This is a genomic window from Algoriphagus boseongensis (genome assembly GCF_004362805.1).
Classification (GTDB): domain Bacteria; phylum Bacteroidota; class Bacteroidia; order Cytophagales; family Cyclobacteriaceae; genus Algoriphagus; species Algoriphagus boseongensis.
The window spans coordinates 321,347-341,125 of sequence record NZ_SNYF01000007.1 but is presented as its reverse complement, the minus strand read 5'-3'; the positions used below and the strand labels follow the sequence as shown (position 1 = coordinate 341,125).

11 protein-coding genes are annotated in these 19,779 nt (G+C 41.5%); all 11 read left to right on the top strand.

What is annotated here, in order from left to right; all coding sequences use genetic code 11:
- Window positions 1-11: 11 nt before the first annotated feature.
- The 11 genes from DFQ04_RS12915 to sov all read left to right on the top strand — a co-directional run bounded on the left by DFQ04_RS12915 (window position 12) and on the right by sov (window position 19,725).
- Window positions 12-1,517: a lipopolysaccharide biosynthesis protein gene (locus DFQ04_RS12915; protein WP_133556499.1), complete on the top strand. Its 1,506-nt coding sequence runs from the start codon at window positions 12-14 to the stop codon at window positions 1,515-1,517.
- A 96-nt stretch (window positions 1,518-1,613) separates the two neighbouring features.
- Window positions 1,614-3,362, top strand: coding sequence for a tetratricopeptide repeat protein (locus tag DFQ04_RS12910; protein WP_133556497.1), 1,749 nt, complete (start codon window positions 1,614-1,616; stop codon window positions 3,360-3,362).
- Window positions 3,355-4,092, top strand: coding sequence for a DUF4292 domain-containing protein (locus tag DFQ04_RS12905; RefSeq protein ID WP_133556495.1), 738 nt, complete (start codon window positions 3,355-3,357; stop codon window positions 4,090-4,092). Before DFQ04_RS12910 ends, DFQ04_RS12905 begins: the two co-directional genes overlap by 8 nt.
- A gap of 3 nt (window positions 4,093-4,095) precedes the next feature.
- The gene (locus DFQ04_RS12900; RefSeq protein WP_133556494.1) at window positions 4,096-5,337 is read left to right on the top strand and encodes a murein hydrolase activator EnvC family protein; all 1,242 of its coding nucleotides are present in this window, start codon (window positions 4,096-4,098) and stop codon (window positions 5,335-5,337) included.
- Window positions 5,338-5,447: 110 nt separating this feature from the next.
- A complete protein-coding gene (gene tatA / locus DFQ04_RS12895) occupies window positions 5,448-5,645 on the top strand; it encodes a twin-arginine translocase TatA/TatE family subunit (RefSeq protein WP_026951369.1) in 198 nt (65 codons plus the stop codon).
- A gap of 19 nt (window positions 5,646-5,664) precedes the next feature.
- The gene (gene gatA / locus DFQ04_RS12890; protein WP_133556492.1) at window positions 5,665-7,092 is read left to right on the top strand and encodes an Asp-tRNA(Asn)/Glu-tRNA(Gln) amidotransferase subunit GatA; all 1,428 of its coding nucleotides are present in this window, start codon (window positions 5,665-5,667) and stop codon (window positions 7,090-7,092) included.
- A gap of 13 nt (window positions 7,093-7,105) precedes the next feature.
- The gene (locus DFQ04_RS12885) at window positions 7,106-8,497 is read left to right on the top strand and encodes a LysM peptidoglycan-binding domain-containing protein (protein WP_133556490.1); all 1,392 of its coding nucleotides are present in this window, start codon (window positions 7,106-7,108) and stop codon (window positions 8,495-8,497) included.
- Window positions 8,498-8,597: 100 nt separating this feature from the next.
- A complete protein-coding gene (locus DFQ04_RS12880) occupies window positions 8,598-9,689 on the top strand; it encodes a DUF4837 family protein (protein ID WP_133556489.1) in 1,092 nt (363 codons plus the stop codon).
- Window positions 9,690-9,709: 20 nt separating this feature from the next.
- Window positions 9,710-11,983, top strand: coding sequence for an NADP-dependent malic enzyme (locus DFQ04_RS12875; RefSeq protein ID WP_208110534.1), 2,274 nt, complete (start codon window positions 9,710-9,712; stop codon window positions 11,981-11,983).
- A complete protein-coding gene (gene ruvA / locus DFQ04_RS12870; RefSeq protein ID WP_133556487.1) occupies window positions 11,980-12,576 on the top strand; it encodes a Holliday junction branch migration protein RuvA in 597 nt (198 codons plus the stop codon). The genes DFQ04_RS12875 and ruvA overlap by 4 nt, the downstream gene beginning before the upstream one ends.
- 210 nt (window positions 12,577-12,786) lie before the next feature.
- A complete protein-coding gene (gene sov / locus DFQ04_RS12865; protein ID WP_133556486.1) occupies window positions 12,787-19,725 on the top strand; it encodes a T9SS outer membrane translocon Sov/SprA in 6,939 nt (2,312 codons plus the stop codon).
- Window positions 19,726-19,779 lie beyond the last annotated feature (54 nt).

Genomic DNA, 19,779 nt, shown 5'->3' with positions numbered 1-19,779 from the left:
CTCGCTACTCCATGAGCAACCTGAAAAAACTTGCCGGTCAAACGGCTATTTATGGACTGAGCAGTATCCTCGGTCGTTCCATCAATTTTTTATTAATCATCATCTACACCGCCTATCTGGATACGGCGGCTTTAGGTGCTTTTACCGGGATTTATGCTTTAATCGGTTTTTTAAACATTGTTTTCACCTATGGAATGGAGACAGCTTTTTTTCGATTTTCAACAGGAAAAAATCTCAATCCTCAAACCGTTTACCGAAGTACCCAAACCCTTCTTATCCTTTCGACGCTAACATTGGGAACTGGAGTTTATCTGGCCGCACCTTGGTTGGCTCAGGTAATGGATTACCCAGGAAAGGCTTATTTATTCCGCTGGACAGCATTGATCCTTTCTTTTGATGCGATTTTAGCCATCCCATTTGCCAAACTTAGACTTGACAATAAAGCATTCGACTTTGCCGGAGCCAAGTTGATAAACATCCTTTTAAATGTCTTTTTCAATCTGTTTTTCATTGTTTGGCTTCCTGAATTGGCTTCTAGTGGCCAAATCAATCCTACGGGATTTGGCCTAAACGAAAATTGGGGAGTAGAATATATTCTTCTTTCCAACCTGCTGGCTAATGGGTTGATCATCCCATACGTTTGGTGGAGAGCAGGATTTTTCGGATTTGGGTTGGAGAAAAGCATTCTTGGCCCAATGTGGAATTATTCCCTCCCTTTGTTATTTATGGGCTTGGCAGGGGTCACCAACGAACTGGTTTCCCGATTGCTTTTTGAATACGTGCTTCCTGAAAATTACTATCCTGGTTTGAGTTCCAGAGAGGCTGCTGGAGTCTTTGGAGCCAATTTCAAACTGGCCATTTTGATGAATTTGGTTATCCAGGCATTTAAATATGCCGCCGAACCTTTCTTCTTTAAGCAATCAACAGATAAAAACTCTCCGGAATTGTATGCCAAAGTAATGCATGCTTTTGTTCTATTCTGCTCGATTTTGATGATTGCCATCTCGGTAAACTTGTTCTGGATTGGACCTTTATTTTTGAAGGGCACGGTATATTCTGAAGGGTTTTTCATAGTCCCAGTTTTACTGATGGGCTATTTGCTTTTGGGCGTCTATTTTAACCTTTCAATTTGGTTTAAAGTCACCGACCAAACCAAGTACAGCTTTTGGATCACCTTGGCCGGGGCAGTGGTCAGTGTTTTGGTTATTTGGTTTTTGGTTCCAGTTTGGGGGTATATGGGTGGTGCTTTGAGCACCTTGACCTGCTATTTGGTCATGACTGGGCTTTGCTACTTTTATGGACAAAAATTCTACCCCATTCCTTACCAAACTTCCAAAGGGCTCATCTATCTAATTTGCGCATTTGGATTGAGCTACTTAGGTTTTTACCTAAACCTTGAATCAGAAATCCTGAATTTTATGTTGAAAAATTTCCTGATCCTCATCTTTTTGGGACTGATTCTCGTTTTGGATAAAAACCAAATCAAAGCCTTGTTTGTCCGCAGGAGCCCCAGATAAGTCCTCAAAGATTGAAGGAAATTTAGCCTAAAACCAACGAGGATTACTGGGTAAAAAACCGGCCAATTCCACAAAAGGCATTATGTTTGTACCTAAATGCTGCATTCAAAAAAGCAAGTGAAATTCATCCCCTATCTTTTCTTATTCAGCCTAATTTTTCTAGGAATTCCTGAGGGTTTTTCTCAGGAGAAATTGTCCAAGAAAGAGGCAAAGCGCCAAGAAAACAAGACCAAAGGAAGCCGATATTTTATCGAAGGCGAAAAATCACTTGTCTTGGGTGATTTGGAAAAAGCCTATTTCTATTTTCAAAAAGCAAGGGAATTTTCTCCCGAAGAACCGGCTATTTCTTACAAAATTGCTGAGGTCCTTGTCCGAAACAACCAACCTGAAAAAGCCCTTCCATTTGCAGAAGAGGCCACACTAGCTGACCCAGACAATAAATATTACGCCCTGATGGAAGCAGAGATTTTCACCAATCTAAAGCAACCGCTCAAGGCAGCTGAGATTTTGGATCGATTGACCTCGGATACCGAAAAGAATCAGCAATACAACCTCGATCTTGCATCTATCTACCTGCAAGCCGGAGAGTTCGATAAAGCACTTGTCGTTTTGGACAGAGCCGAAGATTATTACGGAGTTCGCGAGCCTTTTACTTTGCAAAAGCAAAGAATTTATCTCCGCAAGAATAACCTTCCAAGTGCCTTAAATGAAGGACAAAAACTCATCGAGGCTTTTCCCGGCAATCCCAATTATGTGCTCAACCAAGTCGAAATCCTTTACAACAACGGGAAATTGGATGACGCATTAAATCTAGTGGAAGGGGAAATTGCAAAGTACCCCAATCAGCCTGAGCTAAGAATGGCTGCCTATACCCTATTAAAGGAAAAAGGCCAAAATGAACTGGCTCTAGAAAATTTGATTTCAGCCTTTGATAATCCTGACTTAGATCCTGAGGTGAAAAGCAAAACTTTTATTTCTATCCTAAATGAGCTTCAGACTACTCAAAGAGATCAATTGTTGGATCAGTTGGAAACCAAGATGTTAAAGCTTCATTCAAACGATGCTAAAGTTTTGGAAGCTGTTGGAGAGCGAAGGAAAAAGCAGGGAAATATGGAATCTGCGATTGAATTCTATAAAAGATCCATTCAGGCTGATCCTAAAAACCCAGCAATCCTTGAACAAGTGATTTTGAATTCCTTTGGGGAAAATGCCAATTTCCAAGAGCTGGAAACTTACACCATTCTTGGTGTGGATGAATTTCCAGAAGCACCGGAATTTTGGTTTTATGATGGAGTTGTGAAATCCGCTCAAAAGAAGGATTCTTCTGCCGTCAATTCCCTTAAAAAATCTCTGGAACTTAACTCAGGCAAAAACCCACAGCTCGACCAAGTAGCTTTTGGATCTTTAGGAAACAGCCTTTACAATCTAGGTGAGAAGGACTCTGCATATTATTATTTTGACAAAGCCCTTTCCCTCAATCCGAATGACGAGCAGGTCTTGAATAATTACGCTTACTTCCTTTCTTTAGAAAAAAAGAACTTAGATAAGGCCAAAGCGATGGCGGAAAAGGTAGTGAAGAAATTCCCAACCAATTCAACTTACTTAGACACCTATGCATGGGTTTTGTTTCAAATAGGGAATTATCAAGAAGCTCAGAAATACATGCATACGGCCATAGAAAATGATCCGGACCCAAGTGGAGTAGTCATGGAGCACTACGGAGACATTTTATACCATGTTGGCAAAGTTTCTGAGGCTATTTCCTGGTGGAAAAAGGTGGAAGGAAATCCCGAGGCTTCTGAAAACCTGAACAAGAAAATCAAAGAAGGAAAATACTATGAATAAACTTTTTGCAGCCCTTGTTCTTTTCGGCTTAGTCTCCTTGGCAAGCTGTTCCAAAAAGACAATTCTTTTTGATGGTGGAGAAGAAATGAAGGAATTCGAGCCAGTAGAGGCTGAATATGAATACCTAAGTGCCAAAGCAAAAATCGTAATTGAGGAAGAATCCGGAAAAATAACGCGAGGAACACTCAGTCTACGGGCTAAAAAAGATAGTGTACTTTGGTTTACCATGTCCCCGGGAATGGGAATGGAGGCAATCAGAGGACTTTTCACTCAGGAGAAAATCCAAATTCGGGATAGAGTCGGGCAAGACGATGTCAACTTAACCTATGAAGAATTCGAGCGGCTGTATGGTTTGAAACTTTCCTTGGAGATTTTTCAGAATATCCTCTGGGCCAATACTCCCTTCCCTTTCGACTATCAGGACAGATTGGTTAAGGTTGGTAAAAAGTACGAATTGACCCAAACAAGAAACGGAGTCCGTTATTTCAGCAAAGTGGAAACCTCCCATAGAAAAGTCTCTGAAATGAGTTCAAATTCTTTGGATGACCGGGGCTCCCTTTTGGCGAGTTTTCCAAAGTTCTTGGATGCAAATTCCCAACCTTTTCCGGCAGAGGTATTATTTAAATTTGCCTACAGACTTCCAGAGGGAAGTCAAACCACTATTGTTCATTTAGAATGGACATCCATTGATCCAAATTCAAGTCCACTTAGCTTTCCTTTCAGATTTTGATTTATGAGAATTCTGAAATACACCGTTTTATTTATTTTTTGTCTGACTTATTTCTCAGGGGAAATTTTTTCTCAGACAAAAAAATCCAGAGAGGAACTGGAGCGAGAAAAAGCCGAAGTACAGGCCAGATTGAGAGAATTTGACGCTATTCTTAAACAAACAACAGCCACAAAAAGAACCTCAATCGGTGAGCTGAATGCCATTACCCAGCAATTTCAAACCCAAAACCGATTGGTAAATACCTTGGATCGGGAAGTTAGGTTGATCAATCAGGAAATTGAGGAAACAGAAAGAAAAATCCGAAGCCAAGAGCAGCAACTCCAGGACCTAAAAGCAGAATATGCAAGGATGATTTACAATTCATCCAAATTAAATCGAGGCTTATCGATCGTGGCTTTTGTGTTTAGCTCAACAAATTTCAATCAATTGTACATGAGGCTAAAATACCTCAAGCAGTACAGCGACAGCCGAAAACAGCAAGCCGAGCAAATTGTGAAATTAACTGCTGAATTGGCCGAACAACGAGTTTTGCTGGATCAGAGAAAAGAAGAGAAGGTGGTTGTCCTAGCAGAAGAGCGAACTGAGCGGGAAAAGCTGGAAAAAATGAGAAAAGACCAGCAAGGCTTGGTCAATACACTTTCCAGAAAAGAACGAGATATCCAGCGACAGATCGCAGCGACTAAAAAGCAGCAAGAGCAGCTCAACAGAATGATCAAAGCTGCCATCGAAGATGAAATCCGAAGAGCTGAAGCCGAAGCCAATAAAACCAACAGTACTACGACCAAACGTGCTGGTACTTCCATGCCAATGACACCTGAAGCTGCGGCCTTATCAAGTTCTTTTGCTGGAAACAGAGGTAAATTACCTTGGCCTGTAGAAACCGGATTTGTTTCAATTGGTTACGGAACTTACCCTCACCCGACCTTGAAAGGAATTGTATTGGACAGCGATGGTCTGGAAATTCGTACCCAGCCCAACTCTAATGTTCGGTCAGTATTCGATGGGACAGTGAGTAAGATTTCCACCTTGCCGGGATTTGGCTTGACTGTTATAATTAAGCACGGAGAATATTTCACACTTTACAGTCGTTTAAAATCTGTATCGGTAAAAGTTGGCCAGAATGTAAAGGCCAAAGAATCCATCGGACAGGTATCCACCAATGCTGAAGGGCAGGCTGAAGTTCACTTCGAAACTTGGAAAGGTCTACAAATCATGGACCCCGCAGCATGGATTACATCCAAATAGATTCAAAAATCGTACATTCATAAAAAAGATTAATAGAAGTCGCGGGAACCTTGGCTAAGCGACCGACAGTTGTATCTTTGTAACCTGTATATCCTTAAACACACACCATCATGACTACATTAGGTTTCATTCAAAACATGGGCGGAGGTTCTTTGATTTTAATTATCCTGGTAATCCTCCTTTTGTTTGGTGCAAAAAGGATCCCTGAATTGGCCCGAGGATTGGGTCGTGGCATCAGAGAATTCAAAGATGCTACCAAAGAAATTCAGAACGATCTTGAAGATGGGCTGAAAGACAAAAAGAAGTAATCCCCTAAGCCAAGTAACATTGGAGAAATTTAGTTCATTCGACGAAATCAAAAAATCGCTCGAAAAGAAAGAAACTGATTGCCGTGCAATCGTTGAGTATTACTTAAAAAACATCCAAACGAAGGCGCATCTCAACGCCTTCGTTGATGTTTATGAGCAATCCGCTCTGGAAAAAGCCGATCAATTAGACGAAAAGATTGCCAAAGGAAAGGCCGGTAAGCTAGCCGGAATGGTTGTTGGCATCAAAGATGTCTTGAATTACCAGGGCCAGGAAGCCAATGCTTCTTCCAAAATCCTCAAAGGATATATTTCCCAATTTACAACGACTGCAGTTCAGAGACTGATTGATGAAGACGCAATTATCATTGGAAGACTCAACTGTGATGAGTTTGGCATGGGCAGCTCTAATGAAAATTCTGCTCATGGAAAAGTACTTAATGCTCTGGACGAATCCAGAGTGCCCGGAGGATCTTCTGGAGGATCTGCAGTAGCCGTTCAGGCCAATCTTTGCACTGTTTCTTTAGGAACTGACACAGGCGGATCTGTCCGACAACCTGCAGCTTTTACCGGGATTATCGGGATGAAACCGACGTATTCTCGAGTTTCACGTTGGGGTTTAATTGCTTATGCCTCCTCCTTTGATACCATTGGCATTTTTTCAAAAACAGTCAAAGACAATGCTTTAGTGATGGAAATTATGGCTGGCCATGATGAAATGGACAGTACTTCTTCCAGAAAACCAGTCCACCCATACAGCGAACTGCTTCACTTTGATAAGAAAGTGAAAATCGCCTATATCCAGGAAACAATTGATTCTTCTGCCCTTCAACCCGAAATTAAAGAAAACACGCTTTCAGTTTTGGAAAAACTGAAAGCCGAAGGACATGAAGTTGAGGAAGTTCATTTCCCGCTATTGAAGTACGCCCTTCCTACCTATTACATTCTCACCACAGCCGAAGCAAGCTCAAACCTTTCTCGATTTGATGGGGTGAAGTATGGCTATCGAACTCCAAATGCACACAATTTGGAATCCATGTACAAATTGACGAGAAGCGAAGGATTTAGCGAAGAGGTGAAGCGGAGAATTATGTTGGGGACTTTCGTTCTTTCGGCAAGCTATTATGACGCCTATTTCACTAAGGCTCAGAAAGTAAGAAGATTAATTAAAGACTTTTCTGAAAATCTTTTAGCTGATTTTGACTATATTATCATGCCGACTACGCCAACTACAGCGTTTAAGTTTGGAGAGCATAGTGGAGATCCAGTTGCAATGTATCTAGAAGACCTCTTCACAGTCCAAGCTTCAGTATCGGGAGTACCGGCAATTTCATTACCAAACGGCAAAGACAAGTCTGGCATGCCAATTGGGCTACAGATATTGGCCAACTCATTCAAAGAAGCTGAGCTTTATGCTTTTAGTAATTATATAACTCAGATTACCTCTTAAACCCGAATACAACATGAAAAAGACTTTGAAAAGCACAATCCTAGCAGCCCTTGTTGCTGCTTTGATCCCCTTAAACGAAGCTTTTTCACAGGACGAACCCTTAGAGGCGGCAGAACTTTTCTCAGAAGAAGTAATGCCAAATTATCACTACGAATACATCCCTGATTTCACCTACGAGGAAGTAGAGCAAAGAATCAAGGCCATGAAGACCGGGATGCCTTTTGAGCTAAACGACCGGATTTTTTCATTTATCCAATATTTTACCGTTCGCAATAGAGACTACACAAAAATGGTCCTAGCCCGAAAGGACAAGTTTTTCCCAATGTTTGAAGAGACCTTGAGAAAACACGAAATGCCAGAGGAAATCGAATTTCTTTCCATCATCGAATCTGGTCTGGACCCTCAGATTAAGTCTCGAGTTGGCGCCATGGGGCTTTGGCAATTTATGCCCGCAACAGGTCGGATGTATGGCATGCATGTCAACAATGACGTAGATGACCGAATGGATCCTGAACTTTCAACCGACGCTGCAGCTAAATATTTAAAGTCACTTTACAGAATGTTCGGAAATTGGGAAGTAGCCTTAGCTGCTTACAATTGCGGACCGGGAAATGTCCGAAAAGCAATCAGAAGATCAGGAGGAAAAACCACTTTTTGGGGCATTTATAATTACCTTCCAAAAGAAACAAGAGGATACGTTCCTCAATTCCAGGCCATGCTCTATATCCTAAATCACTTGGAAGAGCATAATTTCCATTTGGAAGAGCCCACTTACCCTATCGAATACGAAAAGATCAGATTTGAAAGAGCTTTCCAAATGGAAAAACTTTCCGAATTGGCAGACATCTGTATCAAGGACTTGGAGGAACTCAATCCCTCTATTAAGAATCGAAAAATCCCGGAGACCAATCGATCCATGGAAATTAGAATTCCAAAATCCAAATCCATTTTCCTGAAGGAAAACCTGGCTTGGATTAGTGATTCTCTTGGTAATCAGCCACAAGTTCTTTTGGCTTCAAATACCAATTTAAATGTAGTCCCAGTTGAAACTGCAGTAGCTTCTTCGAACTCTAATCGGGTGACTTACAAAGTTCGATCCGGTGACGTTTTAGGAAAAATTGCAGACAGGCATGGAGTAACGATTACTCAAATCAAGCAATGGAATAACCTAAATTCCAATCTTATTCGAGTTGGACAAACGCTTTACCTTTATTCCAGATCCTCTCAAAATTCTACACTTGCTGAAAACACCAATTCTGGAGGAAGCAAAACTTACACTGTCCGACCTGGAGATTCATTGTGGATCATCTCTCAAAAGCATTCCATGACTGTGGAGCAGATTAAAAGATTGAACAACCTGAATTCTAACAACATCAAGCCAGGCCAGAAGTTGATTATAGGCTAGGAATCATCCCTACTTAGGATCATTTAACTTATTTTTTAAGCACCCCGGAAGGCCTCAGGCCGATAATCTTTATATTTATCAAAAGTTCAACTAAAGGAACATGAAGAAGATAATTATCCCTTTTATAATTGCCCTTACAGCTATCCTCTATTCATGTGGAGAAGAAGGAATGGGTTCTAGTTCAAAGCCAAAGGCCAAAGGCTCTATTGGTGAAATCGTATTAGCTATTGATTCTGCAAAATGGGCAGGCCCTGTTGGGGAAGAATTAAGAAAAATATTCGAGGCTGATCTTCCTGGAATGCTCAGATCTGAAGCCATGTTTAAAGTACATCGTGTGGATCCAGCAGCAATGACCAGAATGCTTAAAAACTTCACTAACCTAGTTTACGTCACCACTTTTGATGATAAAACTCCCGGAAGCCAAATCATCAATTCCCAATTTTCCAAAGAGTCAAAGGATAAAGCTGCGGCTGATCCAAACTTGTTTTCCTTAAGAATGGAGGATGAATATGCAGTGGGTCAGGAGGTCTTGTATTTATTTGGAAATAACGAGGAAGAGCTTATCGCCAATCTAAAGAAAAATAGAGACCGCCTTCAAAATCTCTTTGAGGTTAGAGAAAGAGGGAGACTGGAAAAAGGTCTTTTGGCCAGAAAGAATTCCGCAGCCCAAAAAGAAGCTAAGGATAACCTAGGCATTGAAATCAATCCTCCTGTTTCTTACCAAATAGCGAAAGTAGAGGATGATTTTCTTTGGTTGAGACAGCCCTCCCCTACAGAAAGACGTCCTGATATTAGTGTGTTTTTTTACGAAACAAATTACACTTCAGAGGAACAAACTTTCCCTGAAAACATCCTGGCGCTCAGAGACTCCATCACCAAAACCCACATTTTTGGAGATCCTGAAAACCCTGATTCTTTTGTGACCAGTGAAAAACAAATCCCACCCGCGTTCAGAAACATGGTGATAAATGATAATTTTACGGTCGAAATCAGAGGCACCTGGAGGACTAACAACATCAGCATGGGAGGGACCTATTTGGGTTATATCATGGTGGATGAGAAAAAAGGCAAACTTTACTACATGGAAGGATTTGTATATTACCCGAACGAAGTTCATCGAGATGCCCTTCGGGAAATACAAACCATTCTTCTGAAGACAAATGTCAGTTGGACCGAAAACCAAGGTGCCTAACCCAGACTAACCACCCATTTATGGCTATTAAAATCCGAAAAGAAGACGCCCTCAATTACCATAGCCAGGGCTCTCCCGGAAAAATTGAAGTAATCCCAACCAAGCCAGTTTCCAGTCAGCTCGATTTGGCACTGGCCTATTCTCCTGGGGTAGCAGAACCTTGCAAAGAAATTGCAGCTGACCCGGAAAAAATCTACAAATACACCACCAAAGGCAATCTTGTCGCTGTAATCTCCAACGGTACAGCAGTACTTGGATTAGGGAATATTGGACCTTCTGCCTCAAAACCTGTAATGGAAGGCAAAGGTGTATTATTCAAGAAATTTGCTGGAATTGATGTGTTTGATTTGGAGATCGATGAAAGCGATCCCAAAAAACTTATCCAGATCATCAAATCCCTAGAGCCTACTTTTGGGGGGATAAACCTGGAAGACATCAAGGCTCCGGAATGCTTTGAAATCGAACAGACTTTGAAGCAGGAAATGAATATCCCGGTCATGCATGATGACCAGCACGGAACAGCAATCATTTCTGGAGCAGCCTTGATCAATGGTTTGGAAATCGTTGAAAAAAATATCGAGGATATCAAATTGGTTGTATCCGGCGCTGGAGCTGCGGCAATTTCCTGTCTTAGATTTTATGTCAGTCTTGGCGTCAAAAAAGAAAATATTATTGTCTGCGACAAGGATGGAGTAATCCGCACCGACCGACCAGAAATTTTGGATATTCACCAAGAATTTGCCACGTCTCTTGATATCCATACAATAGCTCAAGCCTTACCTGGAGCAGACGTGTTTTTGGGACTTTCTGCAGGAAATATCATTTCTCAGGAAATGATCAAATCCATGGCCCCTAACCCAATTGTTTTTGCCTTGGCCAACCCTGATCCGGAAATCTCCTATGAGGACGCCATCGAGGCCAGAGAGGATGTCATCATGGCTACAGGAAGGTCTGACCATCCAAATCAGGTAAACAATGTCTTGGGCTTCCCATACATTTTTCGAGGAGCCTTGGACGTAAGAGCCACAGTCATCAATGAGGAAATGAAATTGGCAGCAGCAAGGGCAATTGCGAAACTAGCCAAAGAACCCGTTCCTGAAACTGTAAATAAAGCATACGGAGAAACCAACCTTGGATTTGGAAGATTTTACCTTATCCCAAAACCAGTTGATCCGAGACTAATTACTACCATCGCCCCTGCAGTGGCAAAAGCCGCTATTGATTCTGGAGTTGCCAAAAAGCAAATCGAGGATTGGGAAGCTTATGAACTGGAATTGCAAAAGCGGATCGGTATTGATCAGCGATTGATGCAAGTGGTAATCGGAAGAGCCAAAAAAGACCCGAAACGAGTCGTATTTGGAGAAGCTGACAACCTGAAAATTCTTAAGGCCGCTCAGATTATCCGGGACGAAAAAATTGCCATTCCAATCCTTTTGGGTAAAAAAGAAAAAATCCTTTCCCTAATCGAAAGTAATTCTTTGGATTTGGCGAATGTGACTATCATCGATCCGATGGAGGAAGTAGATATGCTGGAGGAATTTGGCAAACTTCTCTATGATCGAAGAAAGCGAAAAGGCATGACCATTTTCGATGCCCAAAGATTTGTAAGGGAGAGAAATTACTTCGGAGCGATGATGGTAGAATACGGGTATGCAGATGCCTTTATTTCGGGTTTGACCAGAGACTATCCTAAAACCATCCTTCCTTCTCTTCATTCAATCGGAGTAAAACCTGGTGTAAATCGGGTGGCAGGGATGTATATTATGAATACTCCAAAAGGCCCTTATTTCTTCTCAGATGCGACGGTGAACGTCGATCCAACCGCAGAAGAATTGGTGGATATTATTGGACTTACGGCTAATGCTGTGAAGTTTTTCAATATGGAGCCAAGAATTGCCTTGTTGTCATATTCCAATTTTGGATCTGCTAAAGGTGATACTGCCGACAAAATGGCAAAAGCTACAGCTTTGGCAAAAGCAAAATATCCAGACTTGATCATTGAGGGTGAAATGCAGGCCAATGTGGCTCTTAATCAGGAGATCCAAAGGGAAGTTTATCCTTTCTCAGCTCTAGCTAATCAACCGGTAAATACCCTGATTTTCCCAGATCTTTCTTCTTCCAATATTGCTTATAAACTCTTGGCGGAATTGGGAAATGCTGAGGCAATCGGACCAATTTTGCTTGGAATGAATAAACCAGTTCATATTTTACAACTGGGAAGCTCTATCCGAGAAATCGTGAATATGGTAGCAATTGCCGTGGTAGATGCCCAATCCTCAGGAAACGTTTTATGATAGCCTATCTAAGCGGAAAATTGGTATTCAAAGACCCCACCTATGTCATCATTGATGTAGGTGGAGTCGGCTACCAAGTAAAAATCTCGCTTCAGACTTTCTCCAAAATCAAGGACGAGGAGCAAATCAAACTCTTGACTTTTCTTCATATTAAGGAGGATGCTCATACCTTGTATGGATTCAAAGAGGAGTCTGAAAAGCGTCTTTTTCTGTTATTGATTTCAATCAACGGTGTCGGGCCTAATACCGGACTGATGATCTTATCTTCCCTTTCAACAGAGGAAATTGAGCATGCGATTCTAAGCAATGATGTTGGAACAATCCAAGCTGTAAAAGGGATCGGCGCCAAAACTGCCCAACGAATTATTTTGGAGTTGAAAGATAAAATCGGAAAATCAGGAACTTCTGACCCTTCCATTCCTCTAGGTTTCCTCAACCCAAGTAATAAAATCCGAGAAGAGGCGTTACAAGCTTTAATTACTTTGGGATTTCCAAAAGCTGTGGCAGAGAAAAATATCGCTCAAATTCTCAAAAAAACCACAGGAGAAATTTCCTTAGAAGATTTAATTAAAGCATCTTTAAAGACACCTTAATTTGAATCTGGATTGATCTTTCAGGAGATACTGACTTTTTGCAGGAGGAAGTTTAGGAGTCTGGTTCCTGTCGTTTTGGTCCTGTCGAGCTTTCTTTTCATAGGATCACCCCTCCTAGCTCAACAGACTTCCCCGACTGACAGTACCCGAGCCAAGCAGGATTCCCTAAACCTCAGAAGACTATCCCCATCTTTTTTGCTTTGGCAAAATATGAGGACGAATCCGCTTTTCCCCTACTCCAACCCATTTCTTCGACAAAGATCTCCCTTTCTCCCAAGTCCTCCAGTCGACCAAAACGTTCAAATCAAAGTTGATTCAACGCTTCGCTACAACATTCTGGACCAGATCGACAGCACCAGACTAGGGAATGAGCAGGAGTATGATTTTGATGAATTTTCCAAAATTCAGGAATATCGGGTTAGGCAGGACTACTGGAGAACCAGAGCTAGGGGAATGGATGGAGAAAGTGCCGTGGAAGGAAGAAACCTTATTCCGCCTCTGACAGTAAGCCCTTCCTTTGATAGAATTTTCGGGGGAAGTGACATCAATATCGTTCCGACAGGTTATGTGAATCTTGATTTTGGGGGAATTTTCAGAAGAGTGGACAACCCTACCCTTCCTATTCGTCAGCAACAAAATGGCGGATTCAATTTCCAACAGCAGATTCAAATGGCTGTAAATGGGTCTTTAGGAGAGAAAATGAAAATCTCCGCAAATTTTGACTCCAACAACTCCTTTGATTTTCAAAATCAGCTAAAAGTGGAATACGATGGTTTCGATGAAGACATCATCCAATCCATCGAAATAGGCAACGTCAGTATGCCTGTGCAAAACAGGCTAATCCAAGGTGCTCAAAACCTATTTGGAGTAAAAACCCAAATGCGTTTTGGAAAATTAAATGTGACAGCAGTCGCTTCCACCCAGAGAGGGAGAAGAGATAATCTGGTGATCGATGCCAATGGACAAGGAAGAGGGTTTGAAATTCAAGCCTCTAAATACGATGACAATAGGCATTTCTTCCTTTCTCATTTCTTTAGAGACAATTATGAGCGCTGGTTGAGAGGATTGCCTCAAGTCCTTTCTGGAGTCAATGTTACCCGTATTGAGGTCTACATTATGAACAGGGCTACCAATACGGAAACCCTGAGAAATTTTGCAGCCTTCCTGGATTTGGGTGAGGGCAGGGTAATTTACAATCCGAATAACCCCAGCATTGGTCCTGGTAATCCGAATGCTCCATCAGGAAATGGAGCAAACCTTCTTTATTCCAATATTTCTTCAAATCCAGGCTACAGACCTTTTGACACCGGAGCCAGAGCCATGGAATCTGATTTAGGATTGAGAAAAGGAATCGATTTTGAGCAAATCAACGGGGCCAGAAAATTGGACCCCTCCGAATTTTTCTTTAATCCACAGCTTGGTTATTTATCCCTTTTTCGAAGACTACAGAATGATGAAGTCTTAGCTGTTTCTTACGAATACACCTACAATGGTCAGGTTTTTAAAGTCGGGGAATTGACCGAAGACTATCAGGTTCGGGCAGAAGATGAATTGATTTTCTTGAAACTCCTTCGACCTGCAAGAATCAATACTCGAATTCCTACCTGGGATTTGATGATGAAAAACGTTTACAGTCTCAATGCCAGTCAGGTTTTGAGAGATGGATTCCAGCTTCAAATCATTTATAGAGATGACCGAACTGGTTTGGATAACCCATCTCTTTTGGAAGGTGCTAATATTAAGGATGTTCCTTTGATCAGGTTAACGGGTTTGGATAATCTCAACCCTCAAAATGACCCGGCACCAGACGGAAACTTTGACTTTGTAGAAGGGCTGACCATGATCTCCAACAGAGGACTTTTGATTTTTCCTGTTCTGGAACCCTTTGGTTCAAACTTGGATAGGAGATTTAATGCAGAAGAAATTGTCCTAAAGGATAAATATGTCTATGACACCCTTTACCGTACGACCCAGGCAGATGCTGAATTGGTGACGAGGTTGAATAAATACTTTATCAAGGGACGATTGACAGCTGGTTCTGCCAGTGAAATTCAACTTCCTGGATTAAATATAGCTCCGGGTTCTGTGATCGTACAGGCCGGAAATATTCCGCTTTCCGAAGGAGTAGATTATACCATCGACTACAATGTGGGTCGATTGGTAATCATCAATGATGCGATTTTGCAATCAGGAAAGCAGATCAATGTAAGCTTCGAAAAAGCCGATTTGGTATCCTTTCAAACAAGAAGTCTTATTGGAACAAGGCTGGATTATCTGGCCAGCAAAAAACTAAATGTCGGGGGTACTTTCATGTATCTCAATGAGCGGCCAAACATCACCCGTATTGCCACTGGAAATGAGACCCTGAGAAACAGCCTGTGGGGATTGGATGTGAATTTCAATGATGAGTCCAGATTCCTGACCAAGCTTGCAGATGCCCTACCGTTTACCGACACCAAAGAAAAATCCCTCGTACAGTTCAATGCTGAATTTGCCCACCTAATCCCTGGATCTTCAAATCGAGTGGATGGAGATGTGGCCTCCTATATTGATGATTTTGAGGCAGCGGTGACACCATTTTATCTAGGCGGCCAGGCCAATCAAACCTGGAAACTTGGGTCTACTCCTGCCACTCCTGATAATAAATTTGATCTCAGCCAATCCACTGAGGACAATCTGGGCAATACCTACCGAAGAGCCAGATTGGCTTGGTACAACATTGATAATATTTTCTATAGAGAAAGTGGCCCAGGGGTTCCTTCTAATATTACAGGCGAGGATCGAAGAAATCACTACGTGAGACGGGTAGTCCCTCAGGAGATTTTCAAAAATCAGGACAGAGATGTAATCATCGTGCCTCAGCCTCTTTTGGAATTGGCCTATTTCCCTCAAGAGCGCGGGATGTTCAACTACAATCCAAATTTGAACACCAATGGACTGCTTCCCAATCCTAGACTTAACTATGGTGCGATCACAAGAGCAATTACCACGGAGGTAGACTTTGACCGAACCAATATCGAATACATCGAGTTCTGGCTTATGGATCCTTTTATCTCTGGAGAAAATGGACGAGTAATCGATGGGATTTTTAACCAAAACAATACCACGGGAGGAAAGCTTTTCCTGAATTTGGGTGACATTTCTGAGGACGTGATGCGTGATGGAAGACATGCTTTTGAAAATGGACTTCCAGCAGATGGCAATTCAGATGAAACCGGACAAAATGAATGGGGAAGGATTACCAGAGAACAATTCCTGATTCCAGCTTTTGATAATTCTGAATCTTCTAGAGTAAATCAAGATGTGGGTCTGGATGGATTAAAAAATGACGATGAGCAAACTTATTTTAAGTCAAGGTTCTTAGATCGCTTGAATGTTTCTCAAGAAGCTAAAAATGCCATTTTACAGGACGTATCTGGAGATCAGTTCCAGTATTATTTAGGAAACAATTTTGACGAAGCCAACGCAAAAATTCTTCAGCGTTATAAGAAATTCAACGGAATGGAGGGAAATACTCCTGTTTCTGCAGATCCAAACCTTCCATACACTCCTTCAGGAACGAACAATCCAGACAACGAGGATCTCAACACAGATAATACCATCAACGAACTTGAAAATTATTACGAATACGAGATCGATTTAAGACCCGGCCAACTCAATGTGGGTGAAAATTACATCGTCGATCGAGTAACTCACAATGAAAATGGAGATGAGGTCAATTGGTATCTATTTAGAATTCCTGTTCGACAGCCAGATCGGGTTCAAGGCGACATTACTGGATTTAAATCTATTCGTTGGATCAGAACCTACCTGACGGATTTCCAGCAGCCAGTTGTTTTGAGAATGGCTGAATTCAGAATGGTGGGTAGCCAGTGGAGAATTTTCCAGGAATCTTTATTTGAAAAAGGATTCTTTGAAATCCCGGAACCGGATATTTCAAATGTGACAGTTGATGTGGTTTCCATTGAGCAAAATTCCCAAGGAAGTGATAAACAAAGTCCTTATGTACTTCCTCCAGGAATTAATCGAGACAGAGATAATACTTCGACCGTAGAAAGAAGATTAAATGAACAATCTCTTCGGGTTTGTGTAGAGGACTTGGCTCCAAAAGATTCGCGTGCAGTATTCAAAAATCTAACCATTGATCTGGTTCAGTATGAGCGGCTAAAGATGTTTTTCCATGCAAATAGCGAAGATGCTTTGGATGGAGAAATGACTGCTTTCTTGAGACTCGGAACTGACTACACGGACAACTATTATGAAATTGAGCTTCCGCTACTTATTTCTCCTCTTGGCACCAATGATCCAACGATCGTTTGGCCAAAAGAGAACGAAATAGACATAGCCATCCAGGAAATCGTCGGAGTAAAAATTGACCGGGATAACTCCCAGTCTCCATTGACTTTACCTTATTCCCAAACCATCAGGCAATACAAAGTCACCGTGGTAGGAAGACCCGAACTAAGTCAGGTGCAAGGCATGATGATCGGGGTAAGAAATCCCGGAACTGGAATAGGTTCTTCGAAATCCATTTGCATGTGGGCAAATGAACTTCGAGTTACAGGGTTCACAAAAAATAACGGCTATGCCGCAAATGCCTTCCTAAATGCAAAAATCGCAGATGTAGCTGTGGTCTCTGCTTCCATGAGACACAATTCCATTGGGTTTGGAGGATTGGAAACCAGACTTTCTCAGAGAACCAGATCAGCAACGACTCAGTATGATATCTCTACCAATGTGGAGGTAAACAAACTTCTTCCAGAGGCTTTGGGGGTAAGTATCCCGATGTATTTTTCAGTAGAAAAATCTTCTACCCGACCGGAATATGATCCGCTCAATCCTGATGTACCGTTCGAATTGGCTTTGGCAAAATTTGAAACTGACGCAGACCGAACCAATTACAGAAATATTGCCCTAGACCAATTACAGCGAAGAAATCTAAGCTTCAACAATGTTAGAAAGCTGAAGAAAAATCCTGAGTCCCCAAATAGGCTTTATGATCTTTCCAACTTCGCTTTTTCCTATGCTTCGGGAATAGTCACCCAAACCAATGCTCAGATTCAAGGGTATAGTTTCAAAACCAACCGGGGAAATGTTACTTACAGTTATCAGCCTAAGGAATGGCGAATTGAACCTTTCAAAAAATCTGAGGGATTAAATTCCCCTTATTTGAAGCTTATAAAAGATTTTAATCTTAACCTTTCCCCTACTCTCCTATTGGCAAGGATTGATGTGGATAGAAGATTCATAAGGTCTCAGTACCGCAATGATCGATTGAGCACCTCGGGAGTGGATCCTCTATTCCAAAAGTCATTCTTTATGAATCGAACTTTTAATATTAACTGGGATCTTTCGAATAATCTAAGAGTTGATTTTGCATCCAGAGCGATGGCAATCATTGATGAGCCTCAAGGGGATTTGGATACTCAGGCGAAAAGAGATTCGGTCAAACAAAACTTTTGGCGCTTTGGCAGAACCACAAATTACAACCATACCATTACCATCAACTATACGCTTCCATTGAACAAAATCCCATTGACGGATTGGATTCAAACAGATTATCGAAATGTAACTTCTTACACATGGCTAACTGGTTCAATTGGACAGAAGGACACCTTGGGTAATGTGATTCAAAATACCCGAGATCAAAATCTGACCGGGAAATTTGATTTGATTAAACTCTACAATAAAAACAAAAAATTAGCTGCTCTCAATGCACCAAAACGTCCGACAATTCCGGGACGAGGCGGAGTGACAGCTGAAGACACAATTGGAACTCCTTTTAGCAATAAGCTGCTGAAATTCTTGATGATGGTCAAGGAGGTCACTTTTAACTATGGAGTAGTTGAAGGGACCTTCCTTCCGGGATATATGCCAAATACAGGTCTTCTCGGCATGGATAGAGCCTGGGACAATCCTGGATGGGCATTTATTTTCGGAAGTCAAAATCCAAATATCCGATTTGATCTGGCCGATGAAGGGAACTTGGCTCCAAGTCCTGAACTAACTCAACCCTTTAGGCAAAATCGGGCCATGAACTTGCGATTGACCAGTTTGGTAGAACCTTTCCAAGATTTCCGGGTAACACTTGAAGCAAGAAAAAGAGAAATAGGTGATTACATGGAGATTTTCAGAAATTCAACTGACAATCCTGGCTCCTACGAACCTATCGGTCCAAATCGTTTAGGTTCCTATAGTATCACTACGATTATGATCGGAACTACCTTCTCAAAATTCCTTCCGGACAACCGATCTGCACTCTTTAATGATTTTGAGAATTACCGGTTTACCATAAAATCTAGATTGGATAATGCCAATTCTGGGCAAGGTGAATATGGAATCAATGGGCAAGACGTGTTGATTCCTTCTTTCTTGGCAGCCTATTCCGGAAAGGATCCAAATCAAATGGATTTAAACCCATTCCCAAAAACTCCATTACCAAACTGGAGATTGGATTATCGGGGACTTTCCAGATTGAAAGGATTGAGTGATAAATTTAGCAGCATCAATATTACCCACTCGTATGCTTCGACTTATGATGTAAGTAATTTCTCGAATTCCTTGCAATACCAGCAAGGATTGGAGCTTTTCAACAGCTTACAAAGGATACAAAACCCAAGCATCACCAATACTGATGGACAATTTATTCCAATCTATGTCCTCAACCAGGTGGTATTAAGTGAGCGATTCGCTCCTTTGATCGGAGTGGACTTGTTAACCAAGGATCGCTTTAATATTTCAATGAATTACAATAAGGAAAGAAACTTAGGTCTGAATTTTTCCAACTCACAGGTGACTGAGCAGAAAAGCAGTGATGTGAGTTTAACACTTGCCTATACCAAGGCTGGGGTGAAAGTTCCTTTCAAAATTCAAGGAAGCCAAAAAGTCTTGAAAAATGACCTTCAACTCAGGCTGGATTCACGAATCTCAAATACTATCCAAGTCCAGCATAAGATTGATGAAAAGAGCACCGTAACCAACGGAAACCTAAACATCAACCTTCGTCCAACCATTGGATATGTGGTGAATCAAAACTTAAATCTTACGATCTATTTCGAAAGAACCATTAATGATCCTCGAGTGACAACAGTCTACAGAAGGACTTCTACTGCCTTTGGCGGACAATTACGATTTAATTTATCTCAATAGATTTTAAACTGATCTGAAACCTCTTAATTTTGGCTCGATCAAAATCAAACAAAC